Annotated in this window: 19 protein-coding genes; 12 read left to right on the top strand and 7 right to left on the bottom strand. The window is 69.3% G+C overall.

What is annotated here, in order from left to right:
- The first annotated feature begins 14 nt into the window (after window positions 1–14).
- From KF715_12290 to KF715_12270, 5 genes are read left to right on the top strand one after another with little or no spacing between them, the layout of a single operon-like run.
- The gene (locus tag KF715_12290; GenBank protein MBX3737467.1) at window positions 15–1682 is read left to right on the top strand and encodes an FAD-dependent oxidoreductase; all 1668 of its coding nucleotides are present in this window, start codon (window positions 15–17) and stop codon (window positions 1680–1682) included.
- Window positions 1679–2491 carry a tetratricopeptide repeat protein gene (locus KF715_12285; GenBank protein ID MBX3737466.1) on the top strand — a complete coding sequence of 271 codons (813 nt, stop codon included), beginning with the start codon at window positions 1679–1681 and terminating at the stop codon, window positions 2489–2491. The genes KF715_12290 and KF715_12285 overlap by 4 nt, the downstream gene beginning before the upstream one ends.
- Before the next feature lie 37 nt (window positions 2492–2528).
- Entirely contained in the window at window positions 2529–2720 is a 192-nt protein-coding gene (locus KF715_12280) for a DUF2892 domain-containing protein (GenBank protein MBX3737465.1), read from the top strand.
- Window positions 2721–2771: 51 nt separating this feature from the next.
- Window positions 2772–3728, top strand: coding sequence for a permease (locus KF715_12275; protein MBX3737464.1), 957 nt, complete (start codon window positions 2772–2774; stop codon window positions 3726–3728).
- Window positions 3725–4339 (top strand): class I SAM-dependent methyltransferase, encoded by a 615-nt coding sequence (locus KF715_12270; GenBank protein ID MBX3737463.1) that lies wholly within the window; start codon window positions 3725–3727, stop codon window positions 4337–4339. The genes KF715_12275 and KF715_12270 overlap by 4 nt, the downstream gene beginning before the upstream one ends.
- Here KF715_12270 and KF715_12265 read toward each other — a convergent pair.
- Window positions 4312–4944 carry a DUF2202 domain-containing protein gene (locus tag KF715_12265; protein MBX3737462.1) on the bottom strand — a complete coding sequence of 211 codons (633 nt, stop codon included), beginning with the start codon at window positions 4942–4944 and terminating at the stop codon, window positions 4312–4314. The genes KF715_12270 and KF715_12265 overlap by 28 nt on opposite strands.
- Window positions 4945–5053: 109 nt before the next feature.
- Here KF715_12265 and KF715_12260 point away from each other — a divergent pair, with 109 nt between their 5' ends.
- Entirely contained in the window at window positions 5054–5347 is a 294-nt protein-coding gene (locus KF715_12260; GenBank protein MBX3737461.1) for a hypothetical protein, read from the top strand.
- An 86-nt stretch (window positions 5348–5433) separates the two neighbouring features.
- Here KF715_12260 and KF715_12255 read toward each other — a convergent pair whose 3' ends face one another.
- The 4 genes from KF715_12255 to KF715_12240 form a co-directional block, all read right to left on the bottom strand.
- Window positions 5434–5865 carry a DUF3106 domain-containing protein gene (locus KF715_12255; protein ID MBX3737460.1) on the bottom strand — a complete coding sequence of 144 codons (432 nt, stop codon included), beginning with the start codon at window positions 5863–5865 and terminating at the stop codon, window positions 5434–5436.
- A 14-nt stretch (window positions 5866–5879) separates the two neighbouring features.
- The gene (locus KF715_12250) at window positions 5880–6215 is read right to left on the bottom strand and encodes a hypothetical protein (protein ID MBX3737459.1); all 336 of its coding nucleotides are present in this window, start codon (window positions 6213–6215) and stop codon (window positions 5880–5882) included.
- A complete protein-coding gene (locus KF715_12245) occupies window positions 6212–6793 on the bottom strand; it encodes an RNA polymerase sigma factor (protein ID MBX3737458.1) in 582 nt (193 codons plus the stop codon). The genes KF715_12250 and KF715_12245 overlap by 4 nt, the downstream gene beginning before the upstream one ends.
- 160 nt (window positions 6794–6953) lie before the next feature.
- Window positions 6954–7583: a response regulator transcription factor gene (locus KF715_12240; GenBank protein ID MBX3737457.1), complete on the bottom strand. Its 630-nt coding sequence runs from the start codon at window positions 7581–7583 to the stop codon at window positions 6954–6956.
- A 169-nt stretch (window positions 7584–7752) separates the two neighbouring features.
- On the opposite strand from KF715_12240, the gene KF715_12235 reads away from it, so the two are divergent.
- The 6 genes from KF715_12235 (at window position 7753) to KF715_12210 (ending at window position 14674) form a co-directional block, all read left to right on the top strand.
- Entirely contained in the window at window positions 7753–8187 is a 435-nt protein-coding gene (locus KF715_12235; GenBank protein ID MBX3737456.1) for a hypothetical protein, read from the top strand.
- A 199-nt stretch (window positions 8188–8386) separates the two neighbouring features.
- The gene (locus KF715_12230; GenBank protein MBX3737455.1) at window positions 8387–8803 is read left to right on the top strand and encodes a c-type cytochrome; all 417 of its coding nucleotides are present in this window, start codon (window positions 8387–8389) and stop codon (window positions 8801–8803) included.
- A gap of 101 nt (window positions 8804–8904) precedes the next feature.
- Entirely contained in the window at window positions 8905–9042 is a 138-nt protein-coding gene (locus tag KF715_12225) for a hypothetical protein (GenBank protein MBX3737454.1), read from the top strand.
- Between the two features lie 258 nt (window positions 9043–9300).
- The gene (locus KF715_12220) at window positions 9301–12858 is read left to right on the top strand and encodes a PAS domain S-box protein (protein MBX3737453.1); all 3558 of its coding nucleotides are present in this window, start codon (window positions 9301–9303) and stop codon (window positions 12856–12858) included.
- A gap of 141 nt (window positions 12859–12999) precedes the next feature.
- The gene (locus KF715_12215) at window positions 13000–14070 is read left to right on the top strand and encodes a hybrid sensor histidine kinase/response regulator (protein ID MBX3737452.1); all 1071 of its coding nucleotides are present in this window, start codon (window positions 13000–13002) and stop codon (window positions 14068–14070) included.
- A gap of 82 nt (window positions 14071–14152) precedes the next feature.
- Window positions 14153–14674 (top strand): isoprenylcysteine carboxylmethyltransferase family protein, encoded by a 522-nt coding sequence (locus KF715_12210; GenBank protein ID MBX3737451.1) that lies wholly within the window; start codon window positions 14153–14155, stop codon window positions 14672–14674.
- A 35-nt stretch (window positions 14675–14709) separates the two neighbouring features.
- On the opposite strand, the gene KF715_12205 is transcribed toward KF715_12210, so the two are convergent.
- Both KF715_12205 and KF715_12200 read right to left on the bottom strand, forming a co-directional pair.
- Complete coding sequence (locus KF715_12205) at window positions 14710–15183, bottom strand: DUF5069 domain-containing protein (protein MBX3737450.1); 474 nt, start codon at window positions 15181–15183, stop codon at window positions 14710–14712.
- Window positions 15184–15234: 51 nt separating this feature from the next.
- Window positions 15235–16191, bottom strand: a complete 957-nt coding sequence (locus KF715_12200; GenBank protein MBX3737449.1) for a hypothetical protein — start codon at window positions 16189–16191, stop codon at window positions 15235–15237.
- Window positions 16192–16193 lie beyond the last annotated feature (2 nt).

The following is a 16193-nucleotide window of genomic DNA, read 5'->3' as shown; positions in this document are numbered from 1 at the left end:
CGGGCCGCCTTGCCATGAGTTCCGCCCCTCACTTCGTCATCGTCGGCGGCGTCGCCGCCGGCGCCTCGGCCGCCGCGCGCGCGCGTCGCCTCAACGAGTCCGCCCGCATCACCCTCATCGAGCGCGGCCCCGACGTCTCCTTCGCCAACTGCGGCCTGCCCTACTACATCGGCGGCGAAATCAAATCCCGCGACGCCCTCGCGGTCCAAACTCCGCAAACCCTCAAGGCCATGCTCGCCCTCGACGTCCGCACGAGCACCGAGGCCCTCACCATCGACCGCGCCGGCCGCCGCCTCGAGATCCGTCACCTCGATTCCGGCACCACCGAGTGGCTCGCCTACGACAAACTCCTCCTCGCGCCCGGCGCCGTGCCGCTCCGCCCGAATCTTCCCGGCATCGACGACCCGCGTCTCTTCACGCTGCGCTCCCTCACCGACATGGACCGCATCAAAGCCGCCGCCGCGACCGCGCAGCGCGTCGCCGTCATCGGCGCCGGCTTCATCGGCCTCGAAATGGCCGAGCAATTCGTCCACCTCGGCAAACACGTCACGCTCGTCGAGTTGCTCCCGCAAGTTCTCCCGCCGCTCGACCCGCTGATGACCGCGTTGCTCGAAGACGAGCTCCGCCGTCGCGGCGTCGAACTCATCCTCGGCGACGGCCTCGCCGGCTTCTCCGGCGACACCGAGCTGCAATGCCGTCTCGCCTCCGGCCGCACCTTCGCCGCCGACCTCGTCGTGCTCGCGCTCGGCGTGCGCCCCGAGACCGCACTCGCGCGCGCTGCCGGTCTCGCGCTCGGCGTCCGCGGCCACATCCGCGTGAACGACTTCATGCAGACGGACGATCCCGACATCTACGCCGCGGGCGACGCCGTCGAGACCGAGGATCTCGTCACCGGCGGCGCTGTCGCCGTGCCGCTCGGCGGTCCCGCCAACCGCCAGGGCCGCCTCGTCGCCGATCACATTTTCCGCCCCGAGCTCGCCAAACCCTGGCCCGGCACGCTCGGCACCGCCATCGTCCGCGTCTTCGACGTCGCCGCCGGACTCACCGGTTGGTCCGAAAAACGCCTCCGCGCGCTCGGCCTCGCCTACCGCACCGTCACGGTGAACGACAACCACCACGCCGGCTACTTCCCCGGCGCGAAGCCGATCATCCTCAAACTCGTCTGGGACCCCGCCAACGGCCGCATCCTCGGCGCGCAAGCCACCGGTTTCGCCGGCGTGGACAAGCGCCTCGACGTCATCGCCACCGCCATCGCCGGCGGACTCACGATCGACGACCTCGCCCAACTCGAGCTCTCCTACGCGCCGCCCTTCGGCTCCGCCAAGGACATCGTCAACCTCGCCGGTTTCGCCGCCTGCAACACCCGCGACGGCCTCGTCACGCCCATCGACGCGCTGCCCGACGATCCCGCCGTGCAAATCCTCGACGTCCGTCCACCGCCACTCGTGCAGAAGCACCCGCTCCCGCGCGTCGGCGTCGTGAACATCCCGCTCGCCGCGCTCCGCTCGCGCCTCGGCGAACTCGATCGCGTCCGCCCCGTCGTCACCGTCTGCGCGCTCGGCAAAACCGCCTACTTCGCCGCGCGCATCCTCGCACAAAACGGCTTCACCGCCTCCTCGCTCACCGGCGGCATCCGCGCCCACTTCGACCCGCGCACGCCGGCCAAGCTCCCGACACCATGAGCGACGCACCGGTCGATTTCATCGCCGACGTCATCGGCGCCAGCGAGCAGCGGCCCGTGCTCGTGGACTTCTGGGCCGGCTGGTGCGGTCCGTGCAAGATGCTCAAGCCGCTCCTCGAGCGCCTCGCCGACGAGCCGGAATGCCGCTGGTCGCTCGTGAAGATCGACTCCGCCGCGCAAGCCGACCTCGCGCAACAACTCGGCGTGCGCGGCATCCCCGACGTCCGCCTCTATCACCACGGCAAGGAAGTCGCGCGCTTCGCTGGCTACATGCCCGAGCCGAATCTCCGCGCGTGGCTCGCCGAACACTTGCCCACGCCGAAACGCGACTCGATGGCCCGCGCCCGCGAATTGCTCCTCGCCGCCCGCGCCGACGAAGCCGCCCGCCTGCTCGAACCGCTGCACGCCGCCGCGCCCGACGATGCCGAACTGCGCGTTCTCACGGGCCGCGCGCTGGTCTTCGCCGCTCCCGCCCGCGCCGCCGCCCTCGTCGAGCCCGCGCTCGATTCCGCGTGGCAAGACGGCGCGCGCACCGTCACCGCTATCGCCGCCGCCCTCCAGCGCCTCGACGCCACGGGGGAATTCGGCACCTTGCTGCTCTGTGAGCGTTACCTCGCTGGCTTGCGCGCGCTGCAGGCGCAGGATTTCCGCGCCGCCGCCGACGCGCTCGTCGAAGTTCTCCTCGAAAAGCCCCACTTCGACGAAGGCCGCGCCCGCGCCGCCTGTCTCGCGATCTTCCAACACCTCGGCGCACGCCACGCCGTCACCGAGGAATTTTTCCGCCGCTACAGCATGGCGGTGAACATCTGATTTCCCCCGAACCCCAAAATCCAACCCAACTGATCCTATGAAAACCAATGTCGGCTTCATCGACCGCGTCGTTCGCGTCATCCTCGGCTGCGCCATCCTCGGCGCGGGTTACTACTTCAAGAGCTGGTGGGGCCTCGTCGGCGCCGTGCCCTTGCTCACCGCCGCGCTCGGCTTCTGCCCGCTCTACCGGCCGCTCGGCCTCAATACCTGCGCCCTGAAAGACCAATAATGACGGGCTGTCGGCGTTGCCCCGCGCCGCCGCTCGTCTCTCACTACGAACATGTGGCTCTGGGCTGAATGGATTGCCGATCGTGCCGTCGCCGCGAGCGGGCTGGATGCCGCGCGCGGCGCCGGCGCAGCGCTGCACTTTTTCGTCTACGACCTGCTGAAGGTCGTCGTCCTCGTCGCGGGCGTCTCGTTCCTGATGGCGCTCGTCCGCGGCGCCATCCCGCACGACAAGCTCCGCGCCAAACTCGAAGGCCGCGGCGGCCGCCTGCTCGGCTATCCCGCCGCCGCGCTCTTCGGCGCGCTCACTCCCTTCTGCTCGTGCTCGTCGGTGCCGATCTTCCTCGGCTTCGTCCAGGCGCGGTTCCCCATCGGCGTCGCGTTCGCCTTCCTCATCGCCTCGCCGCTGGTGAACGAGATCGCGGTCGCGATCATGGCCGCCACCTTCGGCTGGAAACTCGCGCTCGGCTACGCGCTGGCCGGCATCCTGCTCGGCATCGTCGGCGGACTGGCCCTCGGCGCGCTGCACGCCGAACGCTGGCTGCAACCGGACGCGCACTACACCGGCGAGGAAGATGACGATGTGCCGCCCGAAGGCTGGCGCGCGCGCCTCGTCGACGCCGCGCAAACCAGCGGCCGCATCCTGCGCAACATCGCACCGTGGCTCGTCGGCGCGCTCGTGCTCGGCGCCGCATTGCACGGCTTCGTGCCGGAAAACTTTTTCCAATCGCTCTTCGCCGGCCGCGGCGCGTGGACCGTGCCGCTCGCCGCGCTGGCCGGCCTGCCGCTCTACGTCAGCGCCAACGCCACCGTGCCGCTCCTCGAAGCCTTCGTCGCCAAAGGCGTGCCGCTCGGCACCGCTCTAGCCTTCCTGCTTTCCGCCGTCGGCGTGTCGCTGCCCGAGCTGGTCATGCTGCGCAGCGTGATGACGGTGAGCCTGCTGGTGATTTTTTCCGGCGTCGTGCTTGTCGGCACGACAATTGTGGGTTGGGTGTTCAACGCATGGCACTGAACCCCTCCTACGGCGCCGAATTCTGGGACAACCGCTACTCGACCTCCGGCTTCGTCTTCGGAACGGAGCCGAATGATTTTCTCCGCAGCGTCGCGGACCGCATCCCCGCCGGCCCCGTGCTCTGTCTCGCCGAGGGCGAAGGGCGCAACGCCGTGTTCCTCGCGACGCGCGGCCATGCCGTGACCGCCACCGATCTTTCCTCCGCGGGACTCGCCAAGGCGCAAACACTCGCTGCCCAACGCGGCGTCGCGCTCACGACGCAAGTGGCCGACCTCGCCGCCTACGCCATCGCGCCGGGTGCGTGGAGCGGCATCGTGGCGACCTTCATGCATCTGCCACCGGAGCTGCGGCGCGCCGTCCTCGTCCGCGCCGCCGCAGGTCTTCGCCCGGGCGGCGTCTTCGTGATGGAGGCCTACACGCCGGCCCAAATTCCGAACAACACCGGCGGTCCGAAAGACCCGGCGCTGCTGCCCACGCTCGAGCTGCTGCGCGCGGAGCTGCCGGGGCTCGAGTTCGAGATCGGACGCGAACTCGAGCGCGACGTCCACGAAGGCGGCGGCCACACCGGCCGCAGCGCGGTCGTTCAGATTCTCGCGCGGCAACCGGCCTGAGCGCGCCCGCCGCATGCGCCACCGGGGCGCGAGGCCCACGCGGAACGCCCGCGCCCGCCCTCGCCGGTGAACGCTGCGAGATGCCGCTCCGAGGCGCGTTCCAGATTGGTCGCCACAGCCTTGAGGGCTTCGCTCTGGGTCGCGCCGAGCAACGCCTGTAAGTCGGCGATGTCCTGTTTTTCCACCGCCGCGCCGGCCGCGAGCGCTTCGACGGCGGACACGAGGCCCCGCGCACGCAGTGTGTCGTAGCGCTGCTGGAGCACGGGGTCCGTGAAGCGGCCCGGCTGCGCGGCGGGCAACGCGACTCCCGCGCGCTGCGCAAGCGCGCGGAGCGCTTGCTCGTGTCGCGTCTCGGCTTGGAGGATGCGGTGGAATTGCGTCGTGTCCCAGCGCGCGGCCAACTCCGTATAAAGTTCGCGCGCCATGCGCTCCTCTTCGACTTGGAAGACCAGCGCCTTGGCCTCGTCGGCGTTCAAGGTGACCGGCGCGGGCGAGGTCGCGGCGCAGCCGGCAGCGCCATCGGCACGGCGCGGGCAATCCGCGGCGGGACGCGCGGCTGCGCCGAGCGTGAGGACAGGAAGAAGAATCCAGGTGATCGTTTTCATGCTGCCCCGTGAAACCCCGGAGCCGCGCCGCGCATTACGGACAAAATCAAATTCGCCCCGCCGTAATGCCGGGCGCGCGGCGGTGTTTCATCGAAGCGAAAGGAAAAACATGAAAACCAAGATCCTCCTCCTCACCTGCATCAGCCTCGCCCTCGTGGGCGCGACTTCCACCTACGCGACCGGTCGCGGCAGCAGCGGCGGTGGCGGCCGCGGCGCCGGCACGACGATGGCGCCGAACCGCGGGGCCACCAACCCGTCGCGCGCTCCCGTCGTCAACGGCACCGGCACGGCGCAGCCCACGCCGAAGAAGGACGGCACCGGCGGCCCGGGCAAGCCCGCCAACCCGACCGGCCCGCAGGACGGCACCAGCCCCGGGCCCGGCCCGAAGGGGCCGCGCACCTGAACCGCGCTCCCGCGTCTCAAGCACGAAAGGCGGAACCTCGCGGTTCCGCCTCTCTTTTGGGCCGCAAGAAAACGCGATTGCGCGCGTCAGTGCTTTGCCGCGCGTTCGCGGAGGAATTGCTCCACGCGTTCGCGGCGCAATTTCGTCCGTTCCTCGGGCGAGAGGCCCTCGAGCACGCGGCGCAGCTCGGCGCGACCGGCATCATCGAGTGACTGCATGTAATCGCGCCAGCCCGCGCGGATCTCCGGGGATTCGTGGCCCCATCCACGACGGAGTTGCTCGCGCTCGGCCGCGGGCAGGCGCCGGAACTCCTCGATCTGCGCGCGGAGCTGCGCGCGCTCGGCCGCGCTCATCGCGCGCACGCGGGCGATCGCCTGCTGCATCTGCGCGAGCTGCGCATCGTCGAGCGCGAGGAATTGTTCGAGCGTCGAAAGCTCGCGGACGTCGGCCGGCGCCTCGGCGGCACGCAGGTCGAGGCCGAGGCTCAACCCGAGGACGAGAAATAGGGTGGTTTTCATGGCGAGTGGACGGGTCATTCGTGAGCGGGAGCGACGGGTAATTCGGTGCACAGTTCGCGGTTGAGCGGATCAAGCAGCGGGCGCGCCGGCGCGAGCGATTCGTCGAGAGCCAACAACGTTTCGAAGTCGGGCGCGGCGACAGCTTCGTGGCGCGGCGCGAACACGAGCGCGAAGCCGGCGGCCGCCAGAGCGGGCAGCAGATACCACACCCAACGGCGGGTGCGGCGGGGCCGGACGGCGCGCTCGGCCTCGATCCGGCCCGCGACGCGGTCTGCGAAGCCGGCGGGGTGGTTGCGCAAACGCGCGGCAAGCAGGCGGTCGAGTTCTTCGTCGGTGACGGGGCGTTTCATGACAGTTCCTCCATGCGGGTCTTGAGTTCCTGGCGGGCGCGATGCACGAGCACGCGCACAGCGTTGGGGTTGGAGTGCAGCGCGACGGCCGCCTCCTCGTAAGAGAGTCCCTGTTGCGCGATCAGCAGCAGCGCGGTGCGGGCCTTCGGCGCGAGTTGCGCGAGGGCGAGCTGAAAAACCTCCTCCAGCTCCGCGAGCCGCCGCTCCGCGGCCGGATCGGCGGCGAGATGGTCAAACGCTTCCGGCGCCACCGGCTCGGCGGGCTTGCGGCGGCGGCGGCGCAGCTCGTTGAGCGCGAGACGGTGCGCGATGGCGAAGAGATAGGTGGAGAAGCGCGCCGTCGGCGCGTAGCCGGGCGCGGCGCGGTGCACGCGCACGAACACCTCCACCGCGAGATCCTCCGCCGTGGCCGCCGACCCCACGATCCGCCGGAAAAATCCCAGCAGGGGTTGCTGCCAGCGGTCGACCAACGCCCGCAACGCGGCCGCATCGCCCGCGGCGACGCGCTGCATCGCGGCGGCGTCTTCCCCGGGATCGGCGGGCGGAATTGCGGCGAGAGGCGAAGCGGAAGCGGACATGAGGCAGCGGGTTCAACCCCGCCGACGCGGCAACATTACGCGATTTTCCGCGCGTCCGGTGCGCATGGCGTGTCTTTCTCACGCCCGTCCTGCGTCGTCTGGCGATATCCGCCGGTTCGCGGCCGAGCGCTCCCACGCCCGGCGGTCGCGGGCTACCGCCTCACCCCTGCGGCACGATCTTCTCCAGCGCGAGCGTCACCGCGGCGGTGCGGTTCTCCACGCCGAGTTTCACGAAGGTGCTTTCGAGGTGCTTCTTCACCGTCGTGAGCTGGATGCCGAGGATCGTGCCGATCTCCGGGTTCGTCTTTCCCTGCACCACCCACGACAAAATCTCCGCCTCGCGCGGCGTGAGGCCGAGCGCCTTCTCCAGCGCGGCGGGCGTCGCGTCCGCCACCGAGGCGGAGCGGCCGGCGCCGGCCTGCTTGCGGCGGCGCAGGCGCGCCGCGACCGCCGAGATCAGGTCCGCCGGCTCGACCGGCTTTACGAGGTAGTCGTCCGCCCCGAGATTCATGCCCGCGCGCAAATCCTCCTTCTCGCCCCAGCCGGTGAGAAAAATGAACGGCGCCGCCGCCATCGTCGCGTCCTCGCGCAACGCCTGCAGCACGCGGTGCCCGTTCATCTCGGGCATGGTGATGTCGCACACGACGAGATCGGGCTTCTCCTTCAGCGCGAGCGCGACGCCTTCGCGACCGTTGTGCGCCTCGATCGTTTGGTAGCCTTCGGAGGAGAGCAGCGCGGCGATTTGCCGGCGCATCTTCGCATCGTCGTCGATCACGAGGATTTTTTCCACGCGCGGAGATTGGTCAGCCGCCGCGCCGAAGTAAAGCGGGCAGCGCTGCGCCAAGTGTCCCGATAACGGGAAAAAATTCCTAGCCGACCGGCCCGCGCCCGCTGGCCAATACCACGCCGCGACGCGGCCCGCTATCCTCGTCGCAGCAAAACCAACTCCTCCCTCCGCCATGACGCCCCAGGAAATTCTTCTCGTCCGCCAATCGTTCGCCAAGGTCGCGCCCATCGCCGACCAGGCCGCCGCCCTCTTCTACGCGCGCCTCTTCGAGCTCGATCCGTCGCTCCGCGCCATCTTCCGCGGCGACATGTCTGCGCAGGGCAAAAAGCTCATGCAGGCGATCGGCTTCTGCGTCGCGAGCCTCGACCGCCTCAACACCATCGTCCCCGTCGTCCGCGAGATGGGCCTGCGCCACGCCGGCTACCAAGTGCGCGACGAGCACTACGACACCGTCGGCGCCGCGCTGCTCTGGACGCTCGAGAAAGGACTCGGCGCCGACTTCACCGCCGATACGAAGGCCGCCTGGGCCAAGGTCTACTGGCTCCTCGCCGAGACGATGAAAGCCGGCGCGCGCGACGGCGCGGCGCAACAGGCCCGCGTCGCCTGAGCCACGCCCGACACGCCCGCGCTCACGCCATGCACTCCGCCCTCGAAGCCGCCCCGTTCGAAGCCCCGCTCCCCGCCTGGGCCTGCATCGCGGCCGTCATCCAAGCCGTGCTGTTCTTCTCCAGTCTCACGCTGCTTTTCCTCAACTGAATTTTCCCGATCGACGGACACACAACACACAACTCCACGCTTCCGTCATCATGAAACCTACGAACACCCTCCTCCTCGCCGCCGGCCTCCTGGTCGTCGCTCCCGTTCTCTCCGCGCAAGCGCCGGCCGAAAGCGCCACCGTCACACGCGGCCGCTACCTCGTGGAGAACGTCATCGGTTGCGCCGACTGCCACTCGGCGCGCGACCAGCGCGGTCAGATCATTCCTGAAAAGCATCTCATGGGCGCGCCGCTGCCGTTCGCCCCGACCGTGCCGATGCCCGCCTGGGGCGCTGTGACGCCCGCGATCGTCGACCTGCCCGGTTACACCGACGCGCAGGCCGTGACGCTCTTCACGACCGGCGTGAAACCCGACGGCTCGATGCCGCGGCCGCCGATGCCGCAATTCCGCCTCAACGAGGAAGACGCGCGCGCCGTCGTCGCCTATCTCCGCGCGTTGAAGAAGTAGCTTTCCGCTTCCGGCGGGCGCGCTGCGCTCGCCGGCCAACAACAGGGGTAACACTCGGGGCGCGGGCCATCACCGCCCGCGCCCCGAACACCGCTCCCGCCATGACTCCCATTCTCGACCAGATTTCCAAATCCAACATCGCGTCCATCGACGGCGGCCTGCTCGTCATCGCCGGCTGCATCGCGCTCGTCTCGGTGCTGCTCGTCAGCCTGCACGCCCCGCGCCGCCGCGAGCGGTAAGACGCCGGCGATTCCGCCCGCCGCCGGGGATCTCGCCGCGCACGCCCCGCCGATCTTTCTCTTTCCTCTTTCTCTTAATCTTTCTCTCCAGCCAGCATCGAGCGGAGGAAAGATAAGGATTAAGAGAAAGAGGAAAAGATCCACGGGACCGCTCACTTCCGTTCGCGTTCGATCCGGCCAACGGCGAAAGACCCTCCGCGCGCCCCCCCCGCTTCCGGCATTGCCCGCGCGCGTCGCGCGGCAAAGATGCCCGCCCGCATGGCCGACCCGCGCCCCGCCTCCGCTCCGCCCATCGCCGCTCACGAGAACGTCCTCCGCGCGTTCCTCGCCAGCCCGGCCATGCTCGCGGTCACGCGACGGCGCGACGGCGTGTTGCTCGACGCCAACCCCGCCTTCCTCGCCGCCGGCGATCTCACCCGGGAAGAAGCCATCGGCCGCATCATCACCGATCTCGGTCTGTGGATCGAGGAGCACCGGCGCGCCGAATACCGCCGCCTCCTCGCCACCGAAGGCCGGGCGCGCGACTTCGAGGCGCGCTTCCGCAACCGCCGGGGCATCGAGCGCGACACCGTGCTCAACGCCGAGATCGTGGACATCGACGGCGAGAAATGCGTCGTCGTCATCGGCCTCGACATCACCGGCCGCCGCCAGCGCGAGCGCGAGCAGGACGCCGTTTACCGCATCTCCGAGGCCACCAACTCCACCACCGACCTCGCGACGCTGTTCAAACGACTGCACGAGATCATCGGCGGCCTCATGCCGGCGCAAAATCTCTTCTTCGCCCTCGTCAGCCCCGACGGCCGCGAAGTCTCGTTCCCCTACTACGAGGACGAATGCTCGCAACGCCCCGCCCCGCGCCCGCGCGGCAAGGGCCTCACCGACTACGTCATCGACTCGAAGAAGCCGCTCCTCGCGCGCACCGAGGAACTGATCCAGATCCTCGCCGGCCAGGGCTACAAACCCACCGGCACGCCATCCGCCGTCTGGCTCGGCGCGCCGCTCATCGTCGAGGGCCGCGCCATCGGCGTCGTGGCCGTGCAGGATTACCGCGACGAGACCGTCTACGGCGAGGAGGCCAAGCGCCTGCTGACCTTCGTCGCCAGCCAGGTCGCCAGCGCCGTCGAGCGCCGCCGCAGCGAGGCGGTCCAGCGCGAGTCGCAGGACTATTTCACGAAATCCTTCCACGCCAGCCCCGCGCTGATGCTCCTCGCCGATCTGGCATCGTCGAAGATCCTCGAGACGAACGCCGCGTTCCTGCGCGCCTCGGGCTTCGCGCGCGAGGAAGTCATCGGCCGCACCTCGGTCGATCTCGGCGTCTGGGCCGACAAACTCGAGCGCGAGCGCGTGCTCGCCGAGTTGCGCGCCCGCGGCTTCGTCCACGGCTACGAAACGGTCTTCCGCAACAAGGCGGGCGAGCCGCGCTACGTGCTGCTCAACGCCGACGTCTTCGAGCTCGGCGGCCGGCCCGCCATGCTCATCACCGCCATCGACCTCACCGAGCGCCGCCGGCGCGAGCAGGTGCAGGAATCCACCTACCGCATCTCGCGCGCCGTGCTCTCGGGCGGCGACCTGCAGGCGTTGTTCGCCGAGGTGCACCGCATCGTCGCCGGCCTGATGCCCGCGCGGAATTTCTACATCGCGCTGCTCAGCGCCGACGGCCGCGCCGTCTCGTTCCCGTATTTCTCCGACCAGCATGACGGCGGCAAAGCGCAGACGCCGTCCACCCGCCCGCTCGGCCTCGGCTTCACCGAATACGTCATCGAATCCGGCCGCCCCACGCTGATCGCGCAGGCGGACCTGACCAAAATCCTCTCCGCACGCGGCGACTACCGGCCGCCCACCGCCGCGCCGCTCGTGCGCCTCGGCGCGCCCATGCTCATCGACGGCCGCCCCATCGGCGCGCTCGCGCTGCACGACTACGAGAACGCCCACGCCTACAACGCCGACGACCTCGCGCTCGTCGACTTCGTCGCGCAACAGGCCGCCGCCGCCGTCCGCCGCCGCGAAGCCGAGCAGGCGCTCGCGCGCGCCGAGCGGCAATTCCGTGGCATCTTCGAGAACGCCGTCGAGGGCCTCTATCAATCCACACCCAGCGGCCGCTTCCTCCGGGTCAACCCCGCGCTCGCCACGATGCTCGGCTACGACTCGCCGGAACAGATGATCGCCGCGGTGAACGATATCCGCGCGCAATTCTACATCCAGCCGGGCCGCCGCGAGGATTTTCTCCACCTCATCCAGACCGCGGACGAGCTCAGCAACTTCGACTCGGAAATCCTGCGCCGCGATGGCTCGCGCGTCTGGGTCTCCGAATCCGTGCGCGTCATCCGCCGCCCCAACGGCGAGCCCGATCACTTCGAAGGCGTCGTCATCGACATCACCGCGCGACGCGAGGCCGACCGCGTGCTCCGCGCCGCCAAGGAAGCCGCCGACGAGGCGAGCCGCGCCAAGACGCAGTTCCTCGCCAGCATGAGCCACGAGCTGCGCACGCCGCTCAACGGCATCCTCGGCTACACGCAAATCCTGCGCCGCGACACCGCCCTGACCGAGAAGCAGCGCGGCGGCCTCGCCGTCATCCACCAGTCCGCCGAGCATCTCCTCGCCCTCATCAACGACGTCCTCGACCTCGCCAAGATCGAGGCGCGCAAGCTCGAGCTGCATCCCGCCGAGTTCGGCCTGCCCGAGTTCTGCCAGAGCGTGGCCGAAGTCTTCGCGCCACGCGCCCGCGAGAAAAACCTCCGCCTCGAGACCGCCTTCGCCGCCGACCTGCCGCGCGCCGTCATCTGCGACGCGCAGCGCCTGCGGCAGGTGTTGTTCAATTTGCTCAGCAACGCCGTGAAATTCACGCAACAAGGCGGCGTCGTTTTCACGATCGAGCGCGCGATGTTCGGCACGGTGCGTTTCTCCGTCAGCGACACCGGCCCCGGCATCGCCGAGGCGGATCAGGCGAAATTGTTCGAGCCGTTTGCGCAAGTCGGCGACGAGCGCCAGCGCGCCGGCGGCACCGGCCTCGGCCTCAACGTCAGCCGCAGCATCGTCGAGCAGATGGGCAGCCGCCTGCACGTCGAAAGCCGCGTCGGCTGGGGCACGCGCTTCTGGTTCGACCTGCTCCTCCGCGAGAGCGACAGCGCCGCCGCCCCCGCCGGCTCGACCTCGCCCTGGCGCCTCACCGGCTACGAAGGCGCGCGCCGCCGCGTCCTCGTCGCCGACGACCATGAGCCGAACCGCGTGCTGCTGATCGACCTGCTCCAACCGCTCGGCTTCGAGCTCGTGACCGCGCAGGACGGCGAAGAGGCCGTGCGCGTCGCGCTCGAAACCTCGCCGCACCTCGCGCTCCTCGACGTGCGCATGCCGCAGGTCGACGGCCTCGCCGCCGCGCGGCGCATCCGGGAAAAACTCGGCGACGCCGCGCCGGTCTGCATCGCGATCTCCGCCAGCGCCCACGACCAGCAACACGCCAACGCCATCGCCGCCGGCTGCGTGGCGTTCCTCGCCAAGCCGTTCAAGGACGAGGAGCTCTTCGTCCTCATCGGCCGCCACCTCAACCTGACGTGGAAACTCAGCGACACCACTGCGCCCGGCGAAACCGCGTCGCCGTTCCCCTCGCTGCCCTTCCCGCCCACGCCCGCGCAAGCCGACCAGCTCTTCGAACTCGCCAGCTCCGGCGATGTCGCCGCCGTGCGCACGTTCGTGCAGAAACTCGCCGCCGAGGATCCGCGCCTCGCCGCCTTCGCGCAGCAGATCATGGAACTCGCCGCGCGCTTCAAGATGAAGGCCATCCGCACCCTCGTCGCGCGCTACCTTAACCCGCCGCCCTGATCTTTCTCTTTCCTCTTTCTCTTAATCTTCCTCCTCTCCGCCGCGAGAAGGAGAAAGATTAAGAGAAAGAGGAAAGATTCCCGCGCTCTGTCTTCCGTCCTCCGCTATCAATTCTCCCCGCCCCCCGCTCCCCGCTTCTTCATGCCCGAGACCATCCTCCTCGTCGACGATACCCCCGCCAATCTCAGCGTGCTCGCGGAGTGCCTGAGCGACGCCGGCTACGCGCTGCTCGTGGCCGAGGACGGCGAGGACGCGCTTGCGCTCACCGCGCGCAACGCCCCCGACCTGATCCTCCTCGACGTGATGATGCCCGGCATCGACGGCTTCGCGACCTGCCGTCGCCTCAAGGAACGCGCCGAGACGCGCGACATCCCGGTGATCTTCATGACCGCGCTGACCGACACCGCGGAAAAACTGAAGGCCTTCGAGGCCGGCGCAGTCGACTACATCACCAAGCCCATTCAGCACGAGGAGGCGCTCGCGCGCGTGAACACCCATCTCACGATCCGCCGCCTCCGCCACGAGCTCGAGCAGCAGCTGGCGTTGAAGGAGCGTTTCATGCGCGTGGCGAGCCACGACCTGCGCAATCCCCTTTGCCTGATCCTCATGTCCGGCGAGCTCGCGAAGCGCAAAGGCGCGTCGCCCGAGGTGACCGAATATCTCGAGAGCATCCACGACTCGGCGAAGCAGATGCAGCGCATCGTGGATACCTTCCTGAATCTCCGCCGCTCAGGCGCGCAGACGGCGTCCGACCGCTGCGACCTGAATCTCCTCGCCGCCGCCGTCGTGGCGCAACAGGAGCCCGCGGCCGAGATCAAGCATACCATGCTCTCGCTCGAACTCGCGGAGGTGATGCCGCCCGTTCGCGCCGACGCCGGCCACGCCTACCAGGCGCTCACGAACTACGTGAGCAACGCGCTGAAATTCACGCCGCGCGGCGGCCGCGTGACGGTGCGCACGCGCGAAGCCGGTGCGCGCGCGCGGGTCGAGGTCGCCGACTCGGGCCCGGGCGTGCCCGCGGCGGAGCGCGCCGCGCTGTTCACGGAATTCGCCCGTCTCTCACCCCGCCCCACGGGCGGCGAGGAGAGCCATGGCGTCGGCCTGAGCATCGTGAAACAACTGGTCGAGTCGCAGGGCGGCGCGGTCGGGGCCGACTTTCCGGCGGAGGGCGGCGCGGTGTTCTGGTTCGAATTGCCAATCGGCGGCGTCTGACGCGCGGGTGTCGGCGTAAGGAGGACATTTGCTTGCGCCGGTGCGGGCTATAGGGTGTTTTCCCGGCGGCCCAACCACCCCTGTGCTCCTGCGCCTGCGAAGCCTCTTGTTTGCGTGCCTGTTTCCCGCCGTCGTCGCGGGTTGGGTGCCCATTGTGATGTTCGAGCGCCATCCCGTGTGGCTCGAGGAAGCGCTGCATTGGCACGAATACGCCGCCATCGCGGTGGCGACCTTCGGGCTCGGCAGCTACTTCCAATGCGCGTGGCATTTCCTGCAAAAGGGCCGCGGCACGGTGGCTCCGTTCGACGCGCCGCGAAAGCTCGTCCAGCGCGGCCTCTATCGCTGGGTGCGCAACCCGATGTATCTCTCGCTCGGGACGGTCGTCGCGAGCGAAGCGGTCTATTTCGAATCATGGCGCATCGCGCTCTACCTGCTCTGTCTCGCGTGCATCGCGCAGATCGCAGTCGTGCTGCACGAGGAGCCCGAACTGGGTTTCCGCTTCGGCGCGATGTATGAGGACTACAAGCGCGTCGTGCCGCGCTGGCTGCCGCGCCGCCCGCGAGCCTCCGCCTTCGCGCCCGATCCGACCAACGTCGAGCGCTGAACGTCAGCCAAGAAGCGCCGTCGCGGATCGACGACTCACTCGATCCGGCCTTCGTCGAACTCGATCAGGTCGACCACGCTCACGATTTGGTCCACGCGGTCGGCGCAACCCATGTTGGTCAGCGCTTCCTTGAGGAATTCGCGGCCGCTCGGCGTCATGCCTTTTTGCACGTAGTCGCGGTTCCATTTCGCCACGCGGAGATCGGCGGAGAAAAGCGCGAGCAGGCGCCGGTCGCGTTCCGCGTCGTCGAGGCCGGCATCGATGCATTCGAAGACGATTTTCTCCACCGCCGCCGGGTCGATACCGAGGTGCAGGCAGAGAAACCGGTCCATCCCGCGCTTGTAGTTTTTCGCGTAACTCGCGGGGAGCGCGCCGTGCTCTTTCACGTATCTCGCCTTCGCGAGAAAGCGCGGCAGGTGCAGCAAGCCGGTCGCCGCATGCGGCACGTAAGCCGACGGAAGACACGTGAGCACTTCGCCGCTGGAGCCGGGAATGGGTTTCGAGGGCATCGGCGAAACAGCCAACGCATCCGCGATGCGCTGGCAAGCACGCGGGCTCGCTCAAAACTCCCACCGCACGCCGGCACCCGCGCCGGCTTCCCAGCGGGCGTAGTCGGCGATGGCGGGCTCGGTGCTGTCGCGGCGTTCGTGACTGACGAACACCCGGAAATCGCAGCGCTCGCGCCAGGTGTAGAGCAGCTCCGCGCCGAGCGAGCCGGTGACGTCGCGGCGCGAGCGGTCGGCGTGCGTGTAGTCGGTCCCGGTCACGCGAGCGGTGGCGCGCCACGCGAGTTTGCCGCGGATCGGTTGCTGCCAGGCGGCGGTGAGGCCGGCCTCGGCGCGGTCGTTCCAGCTGCGCGGGAGCAGGCCGTAGGTTTCGGTGGTCGACCAGCGGCGCGCGAGATCGGCGCCGACGAGGACGGTCGCTTTGCCGGCGACGGTCCATTGGCGGTAGAGCGCGGCGTCCCAGGCGAGTTCGCGATAAAACGTGCGGCCGGCGCTGCGGTTGTGGAGCAACGTGCCCTGGAGCGCGCTGGCGGCGAGCCACGGGCCGCGTTGCCAGGTGGCGCGGAGGTGCGTGCCGAGCAGGTCGAAGTTGTTGCGGTCGACCTGAAGGTAATCGATCACGCGGTCGTCGTCGCTGGCGAAGCCGTAGCGGAACATCTGGCCGTGCGCGCCGGCGGCGAGGCGCAGCTTGCCGGCGGCGACCGTGCGTTCGAGGCAGTTCACATCGCCGCCGAGCTGGAACGACGAGACGGTCGTCTCGCCGGAATTGGTCTCGGTGAATGTGGCGTTGTCGGTCCACGAGGCATCCACGCGCGACCAGACGGCGAAGCGCGTGGGGCGGCCGGCGGCGGGCTGGAGCAGGTATTGCGGGCCGGTGTCGTCGAGCTCGCCGCGATAGAGCTCCTCGACGGTGGCGGCAGCCGGGGGGCCGGCTGGTGCGGCGGCGGGCGCGGCGAGCGGCAGCGTGGCGGCAGCGAGTGAGAGGAGAGCGAAATGGAAAAGCGGTTTCATCG

Source organism: Candidatus Didemnitutus sp. (assembly GCA_019634575.1).
Classification (GTDB): domain Bacteria; phylum Verrucomicrobiota; class Verrucomicrobiia; order Opitutales; family Opitutaceae; genus Didemnitutus.
Note: the sequence above shows the minus strand (reverse complement) of the source record. Positions and strands in the feature narration are given on the sequence as shown.